A 17418-nucleotide genomic window follows, 5' to 3' on the forward strand; every position below is an offset into this window, starting at 1 on the left:
CTAGCGTCCTTTAGCCAGATCTGCATACAGAAAAATTTCGATGCCTAAAATGATCAGCAGACCGAGTTCAACTCCCATCAGCAATACAATGGCCATCATCGGCAACTGAGGATTAAGTGAAGATGGCTGATGCAGAAAATAGCCAAAAACAACTAATCCAATGATCCCAGATAGAACAAACGTCACCTCATCAACGACCAACTGTTCCAGTTTTCGTCGCTGTCGTCGTAAATCGCTTCTGTGGACGATCTCCCAACCAAAGATCGATTCAAGGCCAGCATCACCAATCAAGGCATGAACTTTATCGACTAGTCCGTACCGTAAGTAGCGGCCAATGGCCGTAATCTTCTGATCATTGACAAGATATGTCCAGCCCAAAATAAGACTGACCCACGGTAAAACTAAAAGTGCATAGGGGTTTAATGTTTCGCCTAAGCTAAAGGTCAAAATTCCACCAAACAGGCCAAGCGTTACATAGAGCAAATTATCTCGAAAGCCAATTCGAGCAGACTGTTCATCCTTCAGCTTGCTGTATTCTTGAAGATAAATCGTTAGCATTTGCTGCTGTTTGGGTTGCTCTAACATTGAGATCCTCCTATCTACCAACAGTAGACCTCAAGCGGCTTAGCATACACGCTCTTCCATCTCTAATTTTGGCAAATATCTTGGCTGGCTAAAATACGATGATCTGCGTATAGCATTATGACAATTTTGCAATAAATCTGAAGGGATTGCTGATTTTAAGTATGAATTGTGATGTGGGGGCACCGCCCCCACATCACAATTCATACCCAGATTAAGCAACGCCAAATCTGAATATTATACTAATAGCAAGTTTGTGTGTAAGAACCCGAATTATTTTGTGAAAGGCTAAAAATTCAACCTTTCACAAAATAATTTACCGACTTTGAAGTGAGCTTACTTCATTACACTGTAAAGCGGAAATAAGACCAGGGAGACCACCTACAGAAAGTGTTATTAACCTTGGCCCGAACTCGCCAGCGTCCCCGCTGCATACCTACAAAATTGAAGTCTAACGAGTTATCCGCAACATCGTGATAATTAAAGCAGGAGCGACCCGTTTCTTCTGCCCAGTTCCCGGTAAAGTAATCAATCTGAACGTGATATTTTACATTCGGTAGGTTGACGGGAGACCAGCGAAACTGCATCTTTCTGGGCCAATGATCAAAGACGCTCTCATTTTCTGGCTGTTCGAGCGTCGGAACAGCTCCCTTAGACCACGTTAAAGTTGGGTCACCTAGTAGAACCATGCCGTAATGCCATCGCTGCTCATTCAAATCATGGGATGGCCCTCGTGCCTGCCACCATTGACGATAAGCGGTACCGATATCTGCTCCTTGTCCTAAAGGACGATAAAAATCCTCAAACATGAGCATTGATCCAGACTTCGCGCTGGCAATAGCGGTCAAACCGTGATTTTTGCCACCTCCTGCTTTGTCAAAAATATACCAACCTGCCAAATAATCACTAGAGGTATAGCGACCTGGTCCACAGCAGAAAAGGTTATAGAAGTGAGCATTGGGTGGATTAATATCCCTAAAGTAGCTGTTTTGAATATATTCATCCTTGTTTTCTGCTGGAACGTGTAAAGCATGTCCATACGTCCAGGAATGAGCACATAGTTGTACCCATGAACGCAGAGAATTTACTTCGGCTTTGTATAAATCAGCATCAGTTGTGTCGGGATTGGTGTAAGTCGTAATGGCAGATGACGAAAACTGTTCATCAAATGCACAATCATGGAAACCTTGCCAGTCATCATCTACAAAAGCTAGAGCAGAATTAGCATGACCTAGGTTGCCCAATCTGAAATCATGATTGCGGGTAAAATAGTTATTAATCATGACCGGATCATTACCGTTAGCAGTAGGCGTCCATAACCGCCCTACCCAAATCTCCGGATCGACATGACCACTGACACTATTGAACTTACCATTACCATCTGGATCACTCCAGGTAGCATTGCGATCCATATAATATAAATCACAGGGGAAGCTCGTTTTTTGATCATGGAAGTCATTATCTAGCTCAAACCAAGGTGCTGGAATTGCACCGATTAGTAGAGCCCCAACACAGGAATGTTGTTGAATAAAGCCTCGAACATCTTGCGGCCCTCCACCGCTAACCGAATAGATACTAGCCCAGTATCCTTCCCGACCGATGTCTAAAACATACTGTTGAATACTCTTACAACAGTCCGGACAGTTTTTGGGAGAGTGCGAAGAAAGCTATCCACCGTGTAGAGTGCGAATGTACCTAACATGTCGCACCAATGGATAGCCTCAATCGGATTCTAACCGGTTTGCTGGAGACAGCAGGCCATTTGGTAAACCCCAACAACAGTTTTTGTTGACCTTGATGACCACAATTTTCGTGGTCTGTGGCAAGGTGAACTACGCCAACCTCAGTCGTTACAGTGACTTAAGCGAGCGAAGTTACCGTCGACACTTCGAACGGGGTATTGGCTTCGAAGGACTCAATCAAGCACTGATAGAACCATTAAGACGAGACGAGGCGGTTCAGGTCGCAGTGGTCGATTGCACCTTTATGGAAAAAAGTGGACGGCACACCTACGGTCTAGACCAGTTCTACAACGGTAAAACCCAGCGTCCAGAACGGGGCTTAGAACTGTCAGTGGTGGCGATTGTCGATCTGGAGCAGAATACAGGGTACACGCTGTCTGCCCAGCAAACCGAGGCAGACTTACCTCATTTGAGAGCGTCTTCGAAACAGGGAAAGGGCGCGAAGGGCAACCGGATTGACTTCTATCTGGGGCATCTGGCCTACTGCCTGACGTTCTTCCCCACTTGGATTCGCTACATTGTCGCCGACGGGTTTTACAGCAAGTACAAGTGGGTCACTGGCGTGGTGCAACTCGGGTTTCATGCGATTGGCAAACTGCGCTGTGATGCCAACCTCAAGTTCCTCTATGAGGGGCCATACCAAGGGCGAGGTGCTCCTCGACGCTTTGACGGCAAGGTCAACCTGCAAGACCACCGACGATTTCAGTTGGTCAAACGCTTGGACGATGGAGTTTATCTTTATACCGCCATCGTTTGGTCGGTCAGCCTCAAGCGCAACATCCGGTTGGCCTATCTGCTCAAAGAGCATCGGGGTCGCCGCAGTTATGTCGTGCTGTTTTCTACCGACCTCAACATTGACCCGTTCCTCCTTTACCGGTGCTACACGGCCCGATTTCAGATTGAATTTATTTTCCGTGATGCTCGTCAGTTTACCGGGTTAGTGGACTGTCAAGCTCGCTCTGCCGAAGCGATAGACACCCATGTCAATGCCAGTTTGATGGCACTGAACCTGGCTAAAGTCGCGTTGCAAAACAACCAGAAAGACGATGATTCGCTGAGCTTCTCGCTCGCCTCTTTCAAACGACTGGCCCTCAACCAACATCTTTTAGACCGATTTATTGACCAGTTTGACTTGGAGCCGACTTTAATTAAATCCCATCCTAATTACCAAAAGCTGCTTGATTACGGGGCGATAGTCTCCTAAATCTGTCCGGAGTGTTGACTCTTACTGACTGCATCATAAATTGCTTGATCAACAATGATTAAAACCTCTCCGCAAGGATAGTGATGCCGAGTTCTCATATTGAGGTAGGCTTCATCACTGGGAAATGTCGGGCGAGGATGCTCTATCGATTGGAATCGTGCTCTTAAAGCAGCGGCGCGAGGAGCTAAATAATCATCAAAGGATTCAACCTTTAAATCTCCTTCTCCTCGATATTCAAGAACTCGTACACTAGCATAAGCCTGCGCTAGTTTATAGTCGTGAGTAAACGTGGCTGTGTTAAACAGCGTTCTATTATCTTCATCCTTTGTTCGATAGTTTTGATCAGGTTCAAAAACTTGATTTTGCCCAAGAGCTAAATTGTCCTGCCATTCTCGTTGATTGCTCATAGTTCACCTCTTATTTGTCAAACAATTATTGGATTATATTTTTGTCATTAGAGTATTGCGAAATCGTCACTTTTCGAGAAATGAATTGACAGCAATAACTTGAAAATAGGTAAAGTAAGCAGCGGAAACAATACGATGATCCGCGTATGGAATTATGACAAATTAGCAACAAATGGTTCTCGTAGTAGACCTAAGCGCTCTAGCGCCGTCATCACAGCAGCCGTTCGAGTTTGTACACCTAGTTTTCTATGAATATTTTCCAAGTGTTTTCGAATTGTCCCTTTACTACAGCCCAAAATAGAGGCAATTTCAGCATTGCTTTTATCTTTAGTGACCCAGAATAGAACCTCTGCTTCCCGTTGGGTAAGGCCAAGTAATTCCAGCGATTCAACTGTAAATCCACGCAGTTCTCGTTCTTCCAGCAGTAACAAATATTGATTGCGACTTTCATCAGGAATAAAACGAATAACCAAACTTTCTTCTGTTTTTTCAATTGTGAGTGGAATATTGCAGGCTCGAACATTGCCCATCGCTAAGCGTTGAGCAACTTGATACTTAAACCAATGCTGTATTAAATCTGATAACGTGCGAGATTCATGAAATAAAGCATATTTATGAAGTAGATAATCGGCCTGCTGCGTTAGAAATTGAATCTCTTGGGGTCCATTCCCCGCCGCTCTGCGGCGTAAGATCTAAGAATGAGTGAGTACATCCACAAGAGTCATAACGTAACAGTTTTGCTATACCACTTAGTGTTTCCAGCAAAGTATCGACGGGTTGTGTTTGATGAGCAAGTAGATGCGGTTCTGCGAGAGGTCTGCCTCGAAATCGAGAAACGCTACGAGGTGAAGTTTGTCGAAATTGGAGTGGACAAAGACCATGTCCATTTTCTAGTGCAGTCCGTGCCGACCTATAGTGTGACCAAACTGGTAACGATGCTGAAAAGTTTAACTGCACGAGAAGTCTTCAAACGATGCCCTCAAGTGAAGCAGAAACTTTGGGGAGGCGAGTTTTGGAGTGATGGATATTTTGCGAGTACAGTAGGCCGCCACGGGGATGAAGGAATGATCGCCAAATATGTTCAAGCCCAAGGCAAAGATTACCTCAAATTGCATCGGGATAATCAACTTGCTCTTTTTTGATTCTGATACCCCGTCCGCTTGCGGCGGGGTATTTCATTTTGACCATCAATTGATACAACTAAAAGACCGATTTCTTCAAAAAACTTTTTAAACTGCCTTAGACTATATTTTTCGTGGCTGAAAGCAGGTCGTTCGGGATCGGGTTGCATTAATCGCTGCTGAATCAAGTTCAAAATACAGCGATCGCACTGGGAAAGATTACGGCTGTCACAATCAACAGTTGTCGATCTGGGTAAAGTCATTTTTATTTAACCCATAGATATGTAGAAGTTCAATGCGGGGTCAAGCCCTATGATCTTTGGATTTTTAGTCACACCAATACCGTCTGGCAGTTGGGACGACTAGAACTGTCAGACTGGTTATGCTCTGGCCATAAAGCGCCCTCAACTTGGCAGGGCAACACTCTCATGAACCTCAATGAGACTCATGATGATGAGCAATGCTGTAGGGCTAGCTATGGAGCAATTTGGAGATAGAGAACCCGTTAGTTTTGATTAATATCGAGACACTATTTTGCAATGCATAGCAAAGCTAGCGGGAACAGCTTATAGTCACTGTTGAAAAACGACTGCTTGCAAAATAGAGAGTAGATTACTTTATTAGAAGTTTCACAAACTAATGTGGCAAAGTGTCTCACAATCAGGAGATTTTTGCCGAAATTGTAGCCTTAGTAACTTTATTGTAGATCTCTCTTCGTGCTTGTTTCGTTAATTTCATATAAGTAAAGAAAACTGCGATCGCACAATCCATCAGTAGCTAAACCACTACTTATATCTTGCATCTGGCTCATCAAGAACTCAAAAGGACAATTCCGACACAAGATGTGGGTCTGCTTACAGCTAGCACTCTAGATGTCGATCCCTCATAAGAAAGACGGAGCTTGAGCTTGAGGCTCTTCCACCAGAAGGACGATTAATCGAGGCGGGATCGTTAAGGTTAGGTGACGCTACTACATAACGATAATGGTAGAGATTCGCGCAACCAAAATGCCATCAGCCGAGGCCCAGATTGGTGAAATGGGCCAAAAATATCTAGTTGTTGGCGATCAAATGTCGATTCGCAAATGGGAGCGAGAGCAGCCCCAGGATGCTAAACCGCCCAGAAGTCGGGAATATGAAACCGTTGGCTACGTTATTGAAGGAAAAGCCCAGCTCCATATCGATGGTGAGACCATCACGCTGAACCCTGGTGATGCCTGGATTGTGCCAGCGCAACGGGAACATACGTACACCATTCTGGAACCCTTCACAGCGGTGGAAGCGACTAGCCCACCTGCGATCGCATTTGGTCGCGATCAGCCTGCGCCTTACTAGACCTCAGTTCCAACGTTGATTTTGGAGAAAGCCTATGCCCCGGATTGCGATTAACGGCTTAGGCCGCATTGGCCGCGCCGCCTTAAAAATTATTCTGGATACGCCTGAGCTAGAACTGGTTGCTATCAATGACTTGGTTGATGTGGCTAATTTGGCGTATTTGCTCAAGTACGATACTGTCTACGGTCGCTATAACCGATCCGTTAAAGCGGAGGATAATCAGCTTGTCATTGATGGGCACGCCTATCCTATCTTTAGCGAAAAGGATCCCGCGAATTTGCCTTGGAAAGACATGAAGGTTGATGTCGTGCTGGAATGCACGGGTATTTTTCGCAAGCGTCCCGATTTAGAAAAGCATCTACAAGCTGGTGCAAAGCGGGTCGTACTATCAGCTCCCGCCAAAAGTGATGACATTGAAACCGTTGTTCACGGCGTTAATCAGGCCAACGGCGATTCAATTGTTTCCTGCGCAAGCTGTACGACCAACTGCATTACGCCTGTGGTGGAAGTGCTGGGTCGCCGGATCGGGATCAAAAAAGCGATGATGACGACGGTTCATGCCTATACGACGTCGCAAAATATCGTCGATGGACCAAGCAGCAAGTGGCGGCGAGGTCGGGCCGGAGCCGCGAATTTTGTGCCGACCAGTACCGGAGCTGCGATCGCAACTACCCAAGTTCTACCGCAGTATGAAGGCAAGTTCGACGGTGCCGCCATCCGGGGGCCAATTCCAGTCGGTTCAATTTGCGATATTGTTTTCGTCACCGAGCGCCCCACCAATGTAGATGAAGTAAACAATATCTTCCGGGAAGAAGCCGAACGCGATACCTATCAAGGCGTGATGGGCATAACCGAGGAGCCATTGGTTTCCTCTGACATCGTGCAAGATTCGCGTGCGTCCATTGTGGACTTAACGATGACAAAAGTTGTCGATGGCGATCTGGTCAAGGTCATGAGCTGGTATGACAATGAATGGGGCTATGCTAGCCAAATGGTCAAGGAAGCCGTTCGTTTAGCGGCTTGATGATGGTTTTCTACTCATGTAGGGGCGAATAACCATTCGCCCTTACATAACACATAAAATTGTGGCTTTAATTTTTTCGTTGACGGCGATGAAATCGTTGCGCTTTTTACAAGGTGTGGTAACAGCGGGGCATTTATATAACTACGCTAAGTGCATACTGCTAGGAAAGGAATTTAATAGAACGTGCGATCGCACTTTTGTAAATTCAATCTTTTGTAGATTCAATATTTAGTAAACCCATTACAAACTTCTAAAATCATTATGAGTAATCAAACAGAAAATTTCTACATTCAGTGGTTTGATCAGTTAAAAAATACAGATGTTGAAATTGTGGGTGGTAAAAACGCATCCCTGGGTGAAATGATTAGCTCACTCAAGGATGAGGGAGTGCGAGTGCCGGACGGCTTTGCCACCACCGCTGATGCTTACTGGGCCTTCATTGAAGCCAATCAGCTACAGGATCAGATCCAGTCGCAGCTTCATGCGCTGGAAAACGATAAGCAGTCTCTAGCCGAGACGGGCAAAGCGATTCGGCGCATGTTTCACGATGCTCCCTTTCCGGATGACTTGCGCGAGGCCATTTGTGAAGCTTATCGGGAGCTGAGCCGTCGCTACGAAGTGGATGAAGTAGACACCGCCGTCCGCAGTAGCGCTACCGCTGAAGACCTGCCGGACGCGAGCTTTGCCGGACAGCAGGAAACCTTTCTCAATGTGACCGGAGAGAAGAAACTGCTCAATGCCTGCCGCAAGTGCTATGCGTCTCTGTTTACCAACCGTGCTATCAGCTACCGTGAGGAGAAAGACTTTGACCACATGGACGTGGCACTGTCGATTGGCGTCCAGAAAATGGTGCGCTCCGATAAAGCCAGCGCGGGCGTGATGTTTTCGATTGACACTGAAACGGGCTTTGAAGATGTGGCGCTGATTACGGGCGCTTGGGGTCTGGGCGAGAACGTGGTGCAAGGCACCGTAACACCCGATCAGTTCACGGTCTTTAAGCCACTGCTGGACGGTGAGCATCGCCCAATCATCGAAAAAACGAAGGGTTCCAAAACCCAAAAGATGATCTATGCCGAGGAAGACAGCAAGGCCGTCGTCAATGTCAAAACCTCTGGTAAAGAGCGCAATGCCTTTGTCCTCAATGATGACGAGATTTTGCAGTTGGCGGAGTGGGCTAAGGCGATTGAACAACACTACGGCTGCCCAATGGATATGGAGTGGGCCAAGGATGGCGACACGGACGAGCTGTTTATCGTGCAGGCTCGTCCCGAAACCGTTCAGTCCCAGAAGCAAGCTGGCAGCCTTAAGAGCTACAAACTGAAGGAACAGGGCGAAACCATTGTCACAGGTTTGAGTATTGGAGATGCGATCGCATCTGGTAAGGTTTGTCGAGTGCTCAGCGCCGAGGATATCGATCAGGTACAGGACGGCAGCATTCTGGTGACGGAAATGACTGACCCCGACTGGGTGCCCGTGATGAAGCGGGTGGCCGGAATTGTGACGGACTACGGTGGTCGGACGTGTCATGCGGCCATTGTCAGCCGTGAGCTGGGGATTCCGGCCATTGTGGGTACTGGCGATGCCACACGGGTGCTGAGTGACGATGACGAAGTGACGATTTCCTGTGCTGAAGGCGACCAGGGGCAGGTCTACAGCGGCATTTTGGACTATGACACGGTGGATGTGGATATTAGCAATCTGCCGTCTACTCAGACTCAAATCATGATGAATATTGCCAGTCCCTCGGCGGCGTTCCGCTGGTGGCAGTTGCCGACCCAGGGCATCGGTCTGGCCCGGATGGAGTTCATTATCAACAACCTGATTAAGATCCACCCGATGGCGCTGGTTCACTATGATGAGCTAGAGGATCGCAAAGCCTGGAAGCAAATTCGGGAGCTAACGAAGGGTTACAAAGATAAAAAACAGTACTTTGTCGATAACCTGGCGCGCGGCATTGGCAAAATTGCGGCTTCTCAATACCCCGATCCGGTCATTGTGCGGATGAGTGACTTCAAAACCAATGAGTACGCGGATTTGATCGGTGGATCAGCGTTTGAACCGAAGGAGTCAAACCCGATGCTGGGCTTCCGGGGTGCTTCTCGCTACTATAGCGATCGCTATCGGGCGGGGTTTGCGCTGGAGTGCAAAGCGATTAAGCAAGTGCGCGAGGTGCTGGGCTTTGACAACATAATCATTATGATTCCGTTCTGTCGGCGGGTGCAGGAAGCGGATAAGGTACTGGAGGTTCTAGCCGAAAATGGTTTACGACGCGGCGAAAATGGTTTGCAGATCTATGTGATGTGCGAAATTCCGGCGAATGTGTTCCTGGCCGATCAGTTTGCTGAGCGGTTTGACGGTTTCTCGATTGGCAGTAATGACCTGACTCAGCTTGTTTTGGGTGTGGATCGGGATTCGTCGGAACTCTCTGACCTGTTTGATGAGCGGGATGAGGCGGTGAAGCAGGCGATTCAGACGGTGATTGAAAAAGCCCACAACCACAACTGCAAGGTCGGCATCTGCGGCCAAGCGCCGAGTGATTATCCTGACTTTTCGGCTTTCTTGGTGCGGTGTGGGATTGATTCGATTTCGCTCAATCCGGATAGTGTGGTGCAGGCGATGCATCAGGTTGCTGAACAGGAGCAGGAACTAGCGAAGTAGTTAGAGTAACTAGATGCTGGATAACTCCGGTATAGGGGATGCTATCCAACGCTTTTGACGGATAACACCCCGTTATCACCACGATTAACCATCACATTTGCTGTCTAATATCCTAAAAACGGGAAATTAGACAGCAAACTTTCTGTTTAATTGATTAGCGCAAAGAATTCAACTCGCACCCTTCTACAATGGGCAAATTAGCGGATTCTTCCATTCTTATGCCAAAACATCTATACTATTGAGCGTAATTACTGAGTGTGTAACTGCAAAAGGTGGTTTAGCTCAGTGATATGCATGTAGCAGTGTGCACTTGGACGACGTAATATGTTACAGGATGTAGGGGCTAAAGACCTGGATATAGCTGGAAGCTCACCTTTAGATGGTACGTTTAGGACTAAAACACACCAACATCCCAAATTAGAACAAGCCAGAGTTGTTTCTCTATTTTCTGGTTGCGGCGGTATGGATTTGGGATTTTCTGGTGGTTTCAGATTTCTGGATAAATGGTACTCTCCTTTACCCTTTAACATTGTCTGGGCAAATGACATTAATGAATTTGCATGTAAAACTTACAAGCATAATTTAGGTAAAGAAATAATTTGTGGCGACATTTGGAATGTCATGGAAACTTTACCAAATGCTGCTGATGTAGTTATTGGTGGTTTTCCATGTCAAGATATTTCTGTAAATGGAAAACGTGCAGGTATCTATGGATCTCGAAGTGGTCTTTATAGAGCAATGGTTGATGTTGTTAAGAGGTTAAGCCCTAAGATTTTTGTGGCTGAAAATGTTAGAGGATTGCTTATGAAAAATAATAAAGAGTCCTTAGATAAAGTGTTGTCAGACTTCAAAGACATTGGCTATCAAGTCACCTATAAGCTCTACAATGCTGCGGATTTTGGGGTTCCTCAAACTAGAGATCGTGTTTTTATCGTCGGTACAAAACAGGGGATAGACTTCACTCATCCGAAAGCAGTTTATGTGAAACAGGATTATGTTACAGCCAAACAAGCTTTAGAAGATTTAGAAGAAGTACCAGAGAGTGAATCTATTAATCATATTTGGAGTAAGGCAAACCGTAGTCCAGATCAAGGAAGTAGGTACTTAAAGGCTGACAGACCTGGATATACTATACGTGCTGAGTGTCATGGAAACATACAATTTCATTACAAGAAAAAAAGGCGAATTTCAATGCGGGAGGCTGCTAGAATTCAGTCATTTCCTGATGATTTTATTTTTCAATCAAAACTTCGTGAAACAGAGAGGCAAGTTGGTAACGCTGTCCCACCTGTTTTGGCTTGGTATATTGGCGGTGCAGTTATAAAAGCATTAAACCAAACAGATGAATATTGCTGAATTTGAAGCCATCATCTCTGAGGTTGTTAGTCTGCTTAATCAAACTATTTCTCTTCAAGGAAAATTCGCAACTTCAAAACAGTTCGAGGATGCAGTAAGAAATACTCTTGCATTATCGGGCTTGACCGTTAACTACGAACCTCATCCTCATATTTTTCCGGACATTCCATTAGGAGAATTCGGTGTTGAGGTTAAATTTACGACTAGCGATTCGTGGAGAAGTATTGCAAACAGCATATTTGAAGGTATGCGTGACCCATCAGTTGAACACATATATGTGATTTTTGGAAAGATGGGCGGCACACCAGAAGTTCGTTGGGGAAAGTATGATGACTGTGTTATGCATGTTAGGACTTCCCATGTTCCTAGGTTTGAAGTTGATATGACTGCGGAAGAAAGTCTATTTCAGAAAATGGGAACAACCTACGAAGAATTCTCCACTGCTTCAGATGAGCAAAAGATGATTTATGTCAGAGCTTATGCAAGGAAGAGACTGAAGCCTGGAGAAAGACTATGGTGGAATGGCACTGACATAAGCTGTATCAAGCTAGCAACCTGGCTTTCAAGACGGAGCGAGGTTCCTGCATTCTTGGGAACGGTTTGGGACGGCGCTTTACAACTCGGGGTTCTGAACGGTTGGGTCGAAACGGAATCACCAACTCTCGCACCACGTTTAACAAGGCCTGGTAGCCTCGCCGTCGTTCGGATGGAGCTAGATGCAGCAACTCAGGCCGGAAGTGATTGAACTGTTGCCGAGCACCTTGTAGAGAGACTCGCAACACCCCGACCTCGCCGTCGGCTGTCGCCTCCCACATCAGGGTGCGAAGCAGATTGTAGGCCAACAGATGCACCCAAATACTTTTGCTCACCATGGTGGGTGTTTTGGCAGCAATCATCTCCATGGCTAAGGTGGTTTTGAGATGCCGGAGATTAACTTCGGCGGCCTGCCAGCGGAGCTGATAGAGTTCGGCAAGTTTAGCTTTGGGATAGCGGTTGGGATCGAGTAGCGTCGTTACCACCACAAAGTTGGTCGGGCGAAACCCAGGAACCTGAATGAAGAGATACACTTCCCGCACCTCAATGGATGCCGCCAGAGCCTCGAACTCCTGCGGCTTGAGGGCTTGAGGGCATTGCTTCGGGCGCTGCCAGCGGACGATGTGATCGCCAATGCCCAGTTTTTTGCCCCGTCTGAAATCGCAGCGGCGCTGATGATGCTTGCGAAAGACAGCATCGGCTCCCATCCGGGCGACCCAGGCCAAATCTACATAGGTGCCATAGGCTGAATCGGCCACCACCACATCCTCGGGGCGCAGTTTCTGATAGAGTTGGCGGGCTAGACGCCATTCACTCACCCGCAACGGAGCCATCGCCACGGCCATAACCGCTCCCGTGGTGACACAAAACCACACTTGGAGTTTGAGAATCGGAAAGCCGCAGCCCTCTTTCTGATTGCTGTGTTGAGGATACTCGGCTTGGTTGGCCTGCGTGTCACTCATCAAGACCGTCGTCGCATCAAAGGCTTTAACCGGACGGCCACACCAGCGTTGCTCTGGGGAGACTTGGCGCTGCAACGCCCTCACCACCCGCTCGAACAGGGGCGGAAATATCGACTCGGGAAGGCGTTTTCGTGCTTTACTATAGCCCCCGGTATCGGCTGAGGGCACCTCCAATCCCGACACGCTCATCCAGGTCACCACTCGCTTGACTGCATGGCTGAGACTGCTGTCGGCATCCAGCACTTGGGAGAGCCAACTCCACAGGACGACCATGGGAGTGTAGAGGACTTGTCGATATCGGATTCCCTGCTCGCTCAGCACAGTTTCAATCTCTGCTTCCGGCAGCATCTCAGCAAAGGGTAGACCGATGCTGCTCTGATAGTTGGCCTTGAGAACGTCCGCACGATTCGGCATCATAGAGGCAAGGTTATGGGCTTCAACGGTTTGATTCTGACAAATCAGGCGCTTGAAGCCTTTTTTGCTCTCTTATGTCAGTGCCATTCGACTATGGTGGCTTGAAGAAAGAGAAGAACAATCTCACTCTTTGCCTCTCCAAGTTAGGATTTATATGAATCTTAGTAGACAAGAGAAGCGCCAACTTCGTGCTGAGGCAGCGATACTTTGCCCCCAAATAGTAAAACCTTCTCGCTCTAAGGATAAATACTCGGATGCTGTGAGTTATATGCTTACTTATAGAGGAGTTCTATGTCCGCAGGCTCGTGATTTATTTTCCGCAGGAAGTGTCGCACTTAGAGCAAATCAAGAACGAGGAGGAAATTATCTCCAACGAGCATTGGCTGATATAGAAGATGAAATGCGTACAGCCACTATAGCGCTTGAAGATGCTCTCTTTGAAGAATATTGGGGAAGAGTTTTGCCTGTTGAGGAGCGAATTTCCACTTGGTTAGAAATGGCAGATAGCTATGCAAGAGGCTGGGTTCCTTCCGAAGAGCTATTCCTAAGTAAAAATCTTTAGGAACAGCGAACGCTCACTTTGTTGAAAAAATATTAAAGGTTAAAGGTGAACAAGAAGAACATAACAAATCGTTGAAGCTGACCGCTTAAGATGATATGCAAAAGCTGGCAGTTATCTGCTTCAGCATCAAAAAGCTCAATCGTTAGCGATTGAGCTTTTTGATGCTGAAGCAGCAGATGTACTGACGGAATATATTACAACCCTAGCAGCGTTATCCCAACCGCGATCTCAGTTCTACCTAATTGTGGCAATGCTTCGATCGCACCTCTTGTATGACTCAACAGAAGTGCGATCGCAAAATTCTTGAACAATTTAAAAATGTGCGATCGCATTTCTATTGAGTCATACAAGAGGTGCGATCGCAAAACTATTAGACAATTTAGGAATGTGTGATCGCATTTCTATTGGGCCGCGAAAAAAGTGCGATCGCAATTCTGTCTAGTTGTGGCAAAGGTGCGATCGCGTAGTTAGCATTTTGAAGAATGCGAGCGCACTCTCATTTAGTTGTGAAAGAAGTGCGATCGCAAAATTCCTAGGCAATTTAGAAATGTGCGATCGCAGGTCTACCCAATTGTGGTGAAGGTGCGATCGCAAAATTATTGGTAATTTAGGGAAGTGCGATCGCAGTTTTACCGAATTGTGGCAGAGGTGCGATCACAGATCTATATTGATCTCATTAACAAGCCGCAAAACTCTGTTGTATAAAGGTTCTGCAATCCAAAATCCAGCTTCATTGATCAACGCATCCAACAGAGGTTTTACCTCAACAATTAAGCCTTGACTTTTTGCTTCGACTAAGATTCCTAGAATGCCTGTGTAACGGAGATTCAGCCTATTTGCGACTAGCCGACCTCGGCGTTCATCAATTAGAACTTGATCGGCTTGAACCTCAACTGCCAGAGCGATCGCTTCCGCTTCTCCAATATCCAGTTCGTTGCTGAGTGCTTCAACAAGGGTGCGATCGCTAATAGAACGAGCTTGAATCCAATCAAAGGTTTGTACTTCAGTCGCACCTGCAACAGGAAAATTGGGATCGATTAGTTCTCGATACACGGCTTCGGGAATAAAAACCGTTCCATACAGTTGATGAAGAAGATAGAGGTGATTGATTGCAGCAAGATTGTTGATGGGTGATGTATCACTGACAACAATCACAATCTGCCCATCTCCCGCAGATTTTGCACGTCCTGCTCAAAATCCTCTACTCCGTAATGTACTGGGATATGGCGGCTGGCGAGTAGGTGCTGAAAGACAACACGGTGCATCCCCGCAAACCGACTGGCTTGAGCAAGAGTCAACTTTTCCTGTTGAAAGAGCATAACAGCAATTTCCTGACGCATTTCAGCCTCAGACATGCGAGTCGCAGTTAAAATTTCGTCAGGGACAATAACGCTCATGGCCAAATTCCTTGCTACTCCTACTATTTTATGCTTCTGAGGCAGCAATGTCTGTGTCCTGCCCAGGCCAGCGAACGAGGTTTTTGAATTTTTTGACGCTGAAGCAACAGATGAACTGACGGGATAGAATACAGCGATCGCAGCGTTGCTCCGTCTGCGATCGCTGTTTTATTAAGTCGTGAAAATAGCAGATATTTTAGAGAAGGGCAGCTAGATCCAATTAATGCCCCACTTGGTACTCCCTAACTTAGACTGGCTCAAAAACCAGATTTCTATAATTAAACTCAGACCTCTACTCTTAAGCTGCCGCAACGCAAATCACTATTTCAATCCACAACCGTAGAATTCTGGAGAATTAAGCCAATGGAATTACCTATCCCTGAAACCATCATCCAATCCATCCGATTGCCCGAAAACCGTATCGAAGCCGAACTACTTAAAGAGCTTGCGATCGCCCTCTATGCCCAAGAACTATTGACCTTCGGCAAAGCCCTCGAACTTGCCAACCTTGACCATCGCCAATTTAGCCAGCTTCTAGGCGAACGGAACATCCCTCGGCATTACTCCGAGACCGAACTCGCAGAAGACCTAGATTATGCCCGTCATCAGTAACACCTCGCCCCTGCTCAATTTGGCGATCGTTGAGCATTTGTTCCTGCTGCCTCAGCAATTTGGTCAAGTCTACATTCCTGCGGCAGTTTTGACCGAGTTGAAAATCAATGAAGATCTGCCCGGTTCTCGTGCCCTACAAGTCGCCATCAATGAGGGGTGGCTAATTTCTCAGGCAGTGGAAAACACAGCATTAGTCAGCCTCCTGCGGCGCGATCTGCATCAAGGCGAATCTGAAGCCATTGCCCTGGCAGTTGAATTATCTGCCGACAAAATTTTGCTCGATGAAAAGGAAGCCCGACAAGCAGCCAGAGCTTTAGGACTAGGCATCACAGGCATCTTAGGAGTTTTGCTAAGAGGTTGGCATGAAGGAAGCGTCCCCTCTATCAAAGCTGTGATTGAACGCTTACAACAAGATGCAAACTTTCGGATTGCTCCAGCATTACTGGCCCAGATCCTACAGGAAAGTGACGAACTATAGGGAACGCTATAACTGAAGATTAAATAGAGTACAGCGCTAGCAGCGTTGCCTCGCCTGCGATCGCAAAATTCTTGGCAATTTAGAAAAGCGCGATCGCAGTTTGTTTTGTTGGAAAGAAGTGCGATCGCGCTTTGCATCCTACTGCTATCTTTAACTCCTCCGTTTCATTGGGATGTTGATAGACTATAGATGCTAGCGCTATCACATCAATGCGATTACTTAGCAGCCTGAATTTTTCATTGAACCTCAAGCGAGGAGATTCTTAGATGTCATTAGCTGAACTCATGTCACAAATCCAGGAGCTTCCAAAAATTGACAAGCTTCGGCTAATGCAGTTTCTTACAGCAGAGCTGATCAAAGAAGAAGATGCAAACTTTTTTGTTGCAAACCAAGAATATCCCGTCTGGTCGCCCTACAATTGCTCCGAAGCCGCCAATGTCTTGATGAATCTTCTGGCGACAAAGCAGCAAGAGAAGAATGGTTGACGCTCAAAGATTTCCCTACAAAATCATTGACAGCAGTCTTGGCATGGTTGATCGAATGGCCTATCTGCCTTTGACGCTCAGCCTAAATGATCAATCCCTCAACACCGAAGGCTTACTAGATACAGGTGCAAGTGTTAATGTTCTGCCTTACGAGTTGGGCCTACAACTGGGCTTAATCTGGGAGAACGAAACACTTTCGGTTGTACTTGCAGGAAACCTGGCTCGATTTGAAGCTCGTGCAGTCGTTATTGATGCTCAAGTCAATCCGTTTCCCACCGTTGATCTCGCATTTGCTTGGACACAAGCGCCTAATGTGCCTTTGATCTTGGGGCAAGCTAATTTCTTCTTTGAGTTTGATGTTTGCTTCTTCCGTGCGCGTTCTGAATTTGAAGTTCGCCCTAAACAAGTTGGCAGCGATTAGTAAGGTAAAGTACCCGCATGGGTGCCGCCCAAGCATGGGATTGTTCGCCAAACTGCTAAGTAAGATCTCCACCCCGCTGACCGTTTTGGGGGAGACCATGCCCGTGCAGTCTAGACTTCTAAACT

General features: G+C 46.7%; 19 protein-coding genes. 11 read left to right on the forward strand and 8 right to left on the reverse strand.

Going from position 1 to position 17418, the window contains the following annotated elements; genetic code table 11:
• Both AC286M_RS05900 and AC286M_RS05905 read right to left on the reverse strand, forming a co-directional pair.
• Complete coding sequence (locus tag AC286M_RS05900) at positions 1 to 585, reverse strand: hypothetical protein (RefSeq protein ID WP_488203487.1); 585 nt, start codon at positions 583 to 585, stop codon at positions 1 to 3.
• A gap of 341 nt (positions 586 to 926) precedes the next feature.
• Positions 927 to 1994 carry a hypothetical protein gene (locus AC286M_RS05905; protein WP_488203488.1) on the reverse strand — a complete coding sequence of 356 codons (1068 nt, stop codon included), beginning with the start codon at positions 1992 to 1994 and terminating at the stop codon, positions 927 to 929.
• A 385-nt stretch (positions 1995 to 2379) separates the two neighbouring features.
• Between AC286M_RS05905 and AC286M_RS05910 the strand changes: the two genes are divergently transcribed.
• Entirely contained in the window at positions 2380 to 3528 is a 1149-nt protein-coding gene (locus AC286M_RS05910) for a transposase (protein ID WP_488203420.1), read from the forward strand.
• Here AC286M_RS05910 and AC286M_RS05915 read toward each other — a convergent pair.
• Together AC286M_RS05915 and AC286M_RS05920 are read right to left on the reverse strand one after the other, a co-directional pair.
• On the reverse strand, positions 3525 to 3935 hold the full coding sequence (locus AC286M_RS05915; RefSeq protein WP_488203489.1) for a hypothetical protein: 411 nt from the start codon (positions 3933 to 3935) through the stop codon (positions 3525 to 3527). The genes AC286M_RS05910 and AC286M_RS05915 overlap by 4 nt on opposite strands.
• Before the next feature lie 152 nt (positions 3936 to 4087).
• Entirely contained in the window at positions 4088 to 4465 is a 378-nt protein-coding gene (locus AC286M_RS05920) for a response regulator transcription factor (protein WP_488203490.1), read from the reverse strand.
• A 168-nt stretch (positions 4466 to 4633) separates the two neighbouring features.
• On the opposite strand from AC286M_RS05920, the gene tnpA reads away from it, so the two are divergent.
• Positions 4634 to 5077 carry an IS200/IS605 family transposase gene (gene tnpA, locus AC286M_RS05925; protein ID WP_488202591.1) on the forward strand — a complete coding sequence of 148 codons (444 nt, stop codon included), beginning with the start codon at positions 4634 to 4636 and terminating at the stop codon, positions 5075 to 5077.
• Here the strand turns inward: tnpA and AC286M_RS05930 are convergent.
• Positions 5059 to 5226 (reverse strand): hypothetical protein, encoded by a 168-nt coding sequence (locus AC286M_RS05930; protein ID WP_488203491.1) that lies wholly within the window; start codon positions 5224 to 5226, stop codon positions 5059 to 5061. The two genes, tnpA and AC286M_RS05930, sit on opposite strands and share 19 nt — an antisense overlap.
• A gap of 813 nt (positions 5227 to 6039) precedes the next feature.
• Here AC286M_RS05930 and AC286M_RS05935 point away from each other — a divergent pair.
• The 4 genes from AC286M_RS05935 to AC286M_RS05950 all read left to right on the forward strand — a co-directional run bounded on the left by AC286M_RS05935 (position 6040) and on the right by AC286M_RS05950 (position 11428).
• Positions 6040 to 6390: a cupin domain-containing protein gene (locus AC286M_RS05935; protein WP_488203492.1), complete on the forward strand. Its 351-nt coding sequence runs from the start codon at positions 6040 to 6042 to the stop codon at positions 6388 to 6390.
• A gap of 34 nt (positions 6391 to 6424) precedes the next feature.
• Positions 6425 to 7414, forward strand: coding sequence for a type I glyceraldehyde-3-phosphate dehydrogenase (gene gap / locus AC286M_RS05940; RefSeq protein WP_488203493.1), 990 nt, complete (start codon positions 6425 to 6427; stop codon positions 7412 to 7414).
• 261 nt (positions 7415 to 7675) lie between these two features.
• On the forward strand, positions 7676 to 10072 hold the full coding sequence (gene ppsA, locus AC286M_RS05945) for a phosphoenolpyruvate synthase (protein WP_488203494.1): 2397 nt from the start codon (positions 7676 to 7678) through the stop codon (positions 10070 to 10072).
• 324 nt (positions 10073 to 10396) lie between these two features.
• The gene (locus AC286M_RS05950) at positions 10397 to 11428 is read left to right on the forward strand and encodes a DNA cytosine methyltransferase (protein WP_488203495.1); all 1032 of its coding nucleotides are present in this window, start codon (positions 10397 to 10399) and stop codon (positions 11426 to 11428) included.
• Between the two features lie 542 nt (positions 11429 to 11970).
• On the opposite strand, the gene AC286M_RS05955 is transcribed toward AC286M_RS05950, so the two are convergent.
• Positions 11971 to 13341, reverse strand: coding sequence for an IS4 family transposase (locus tag AC286M_RS05955; RefSeq protein ID WP_488202900.1), 1371 nt, complete (start codon positions 13339 to 13341; stop codon positions 11971 to 11973).
• 49 nt (positions 13342 to 13390) lie between these two features.
• On the opposite strand from AC286M_RS05955, the gene AC286M_RS05960 reads away from it, so the two are divergent.
• Positions 13391 to 13900, forward strand: a complete 510-nt coding sequence (locus tag AC286M_RS05960; RefSeq protein ID WP_488203496.1) for a hypothetical protein — start codon at positions 13391 to 13393, stop codon at positions 13898 to 13900.
• A gap of 654 nt (positions 13901 to 14554) precedes the next feature.
• On the opposite strand, the gene AC286M_RS05965 is transcribed toward AC286M_RS05960, so the two are convergent.
• The gene (locus tag AC286M_RS05965) at positions 14555 to 15055 is read right to left on the reverse strand and encodes a PIN domain-containing protein (protein ID WP_488203497.1); all 501 of its coding nucleotides are present in this window, start codon (positions 15053 to 15055) and stop codon (positions 14555 to 14557) included.
• Complete coding sequence (locus AC286M_RS05970) at positions 15052 to 15297, reverse strand: UPF0175 family protein (protein WP_488203498.1); 246 nt, start codon at positions 15295 to 15297, stop codon at positions 15052 to 15054. Before AC286M_RS05970 ends, AC286M_RS05965 begins: the two co-directional genes overlap by 4 nt.
• 363 nt (positions 15298 to 15660) lie before the next feature.
• Here AC286M_RS05970 and AC286M_RS05975 point away from each other — a divergent pair, with 363 nt between their 5' ends.
• The 4 genes from AC286M_RS05975 (at position 15661) to AC286M_RS05990 (ending at position 17293) form a co-directional block, all read left to right on the forward strand.
• Positions 15661 to 15909 (forward strand): UPF0175 family protein, encoded by a 249-nt coding sequence (locus AC286M_RS05975; RefSeq protein ID WP_488203499.1) that lies wholly within the window; start codon positions 15661 to 15663, stop codon positions 15907 to 15909.
• Positions 15893 to 16387, forward strand: a complete 495-nt coding sequence (locus tag AC286M_RS05980) for a PIN domain-containing protein (RefSeq protein ID WP_488203500.1) — start codon at positions 15893 to 15895, stop codon at positions 16385 to 16387. Before AC286M_RS05975 ends, AC286M_RS05980 begins: the two co-directional genes overlap by 17 nt.
• Positions 16388 to 16653: 266 nt before the next feature.
• Positions 16654 to 16872 carry a hypothetical protein gene (locus AC286M_RS05985; RefSeq protein WP_488203501.1) on the forward strand — a complete coding sequence of 73 codons (219 nt, stop codon included), beginning with the start codon at positions 16654 to 16656 and terminating at the stop codon, positions 16870 to 16872.
• Positions 16865 to 17293 (forward strand): hypothetical protein, encoded by a 429-nt coding sequence (locus tag AC286M_RS05990; protein ID WP_488203502.1) that lies wholly within the window; start codon positions 16865 to 16867, stop codon positions 17291 to 17293. The genes AC286M_RS05985 and AC286M_RS05990 overlap by 8 nt, the downstream gene beginning before the upstream one ends.
• The last annotated feature ends 125 nt before the right edge of the window (positions 17294 to 17418 follow it).

The organism is Thainema salinarum CENA647 (genome assembly GCF_057732415.1).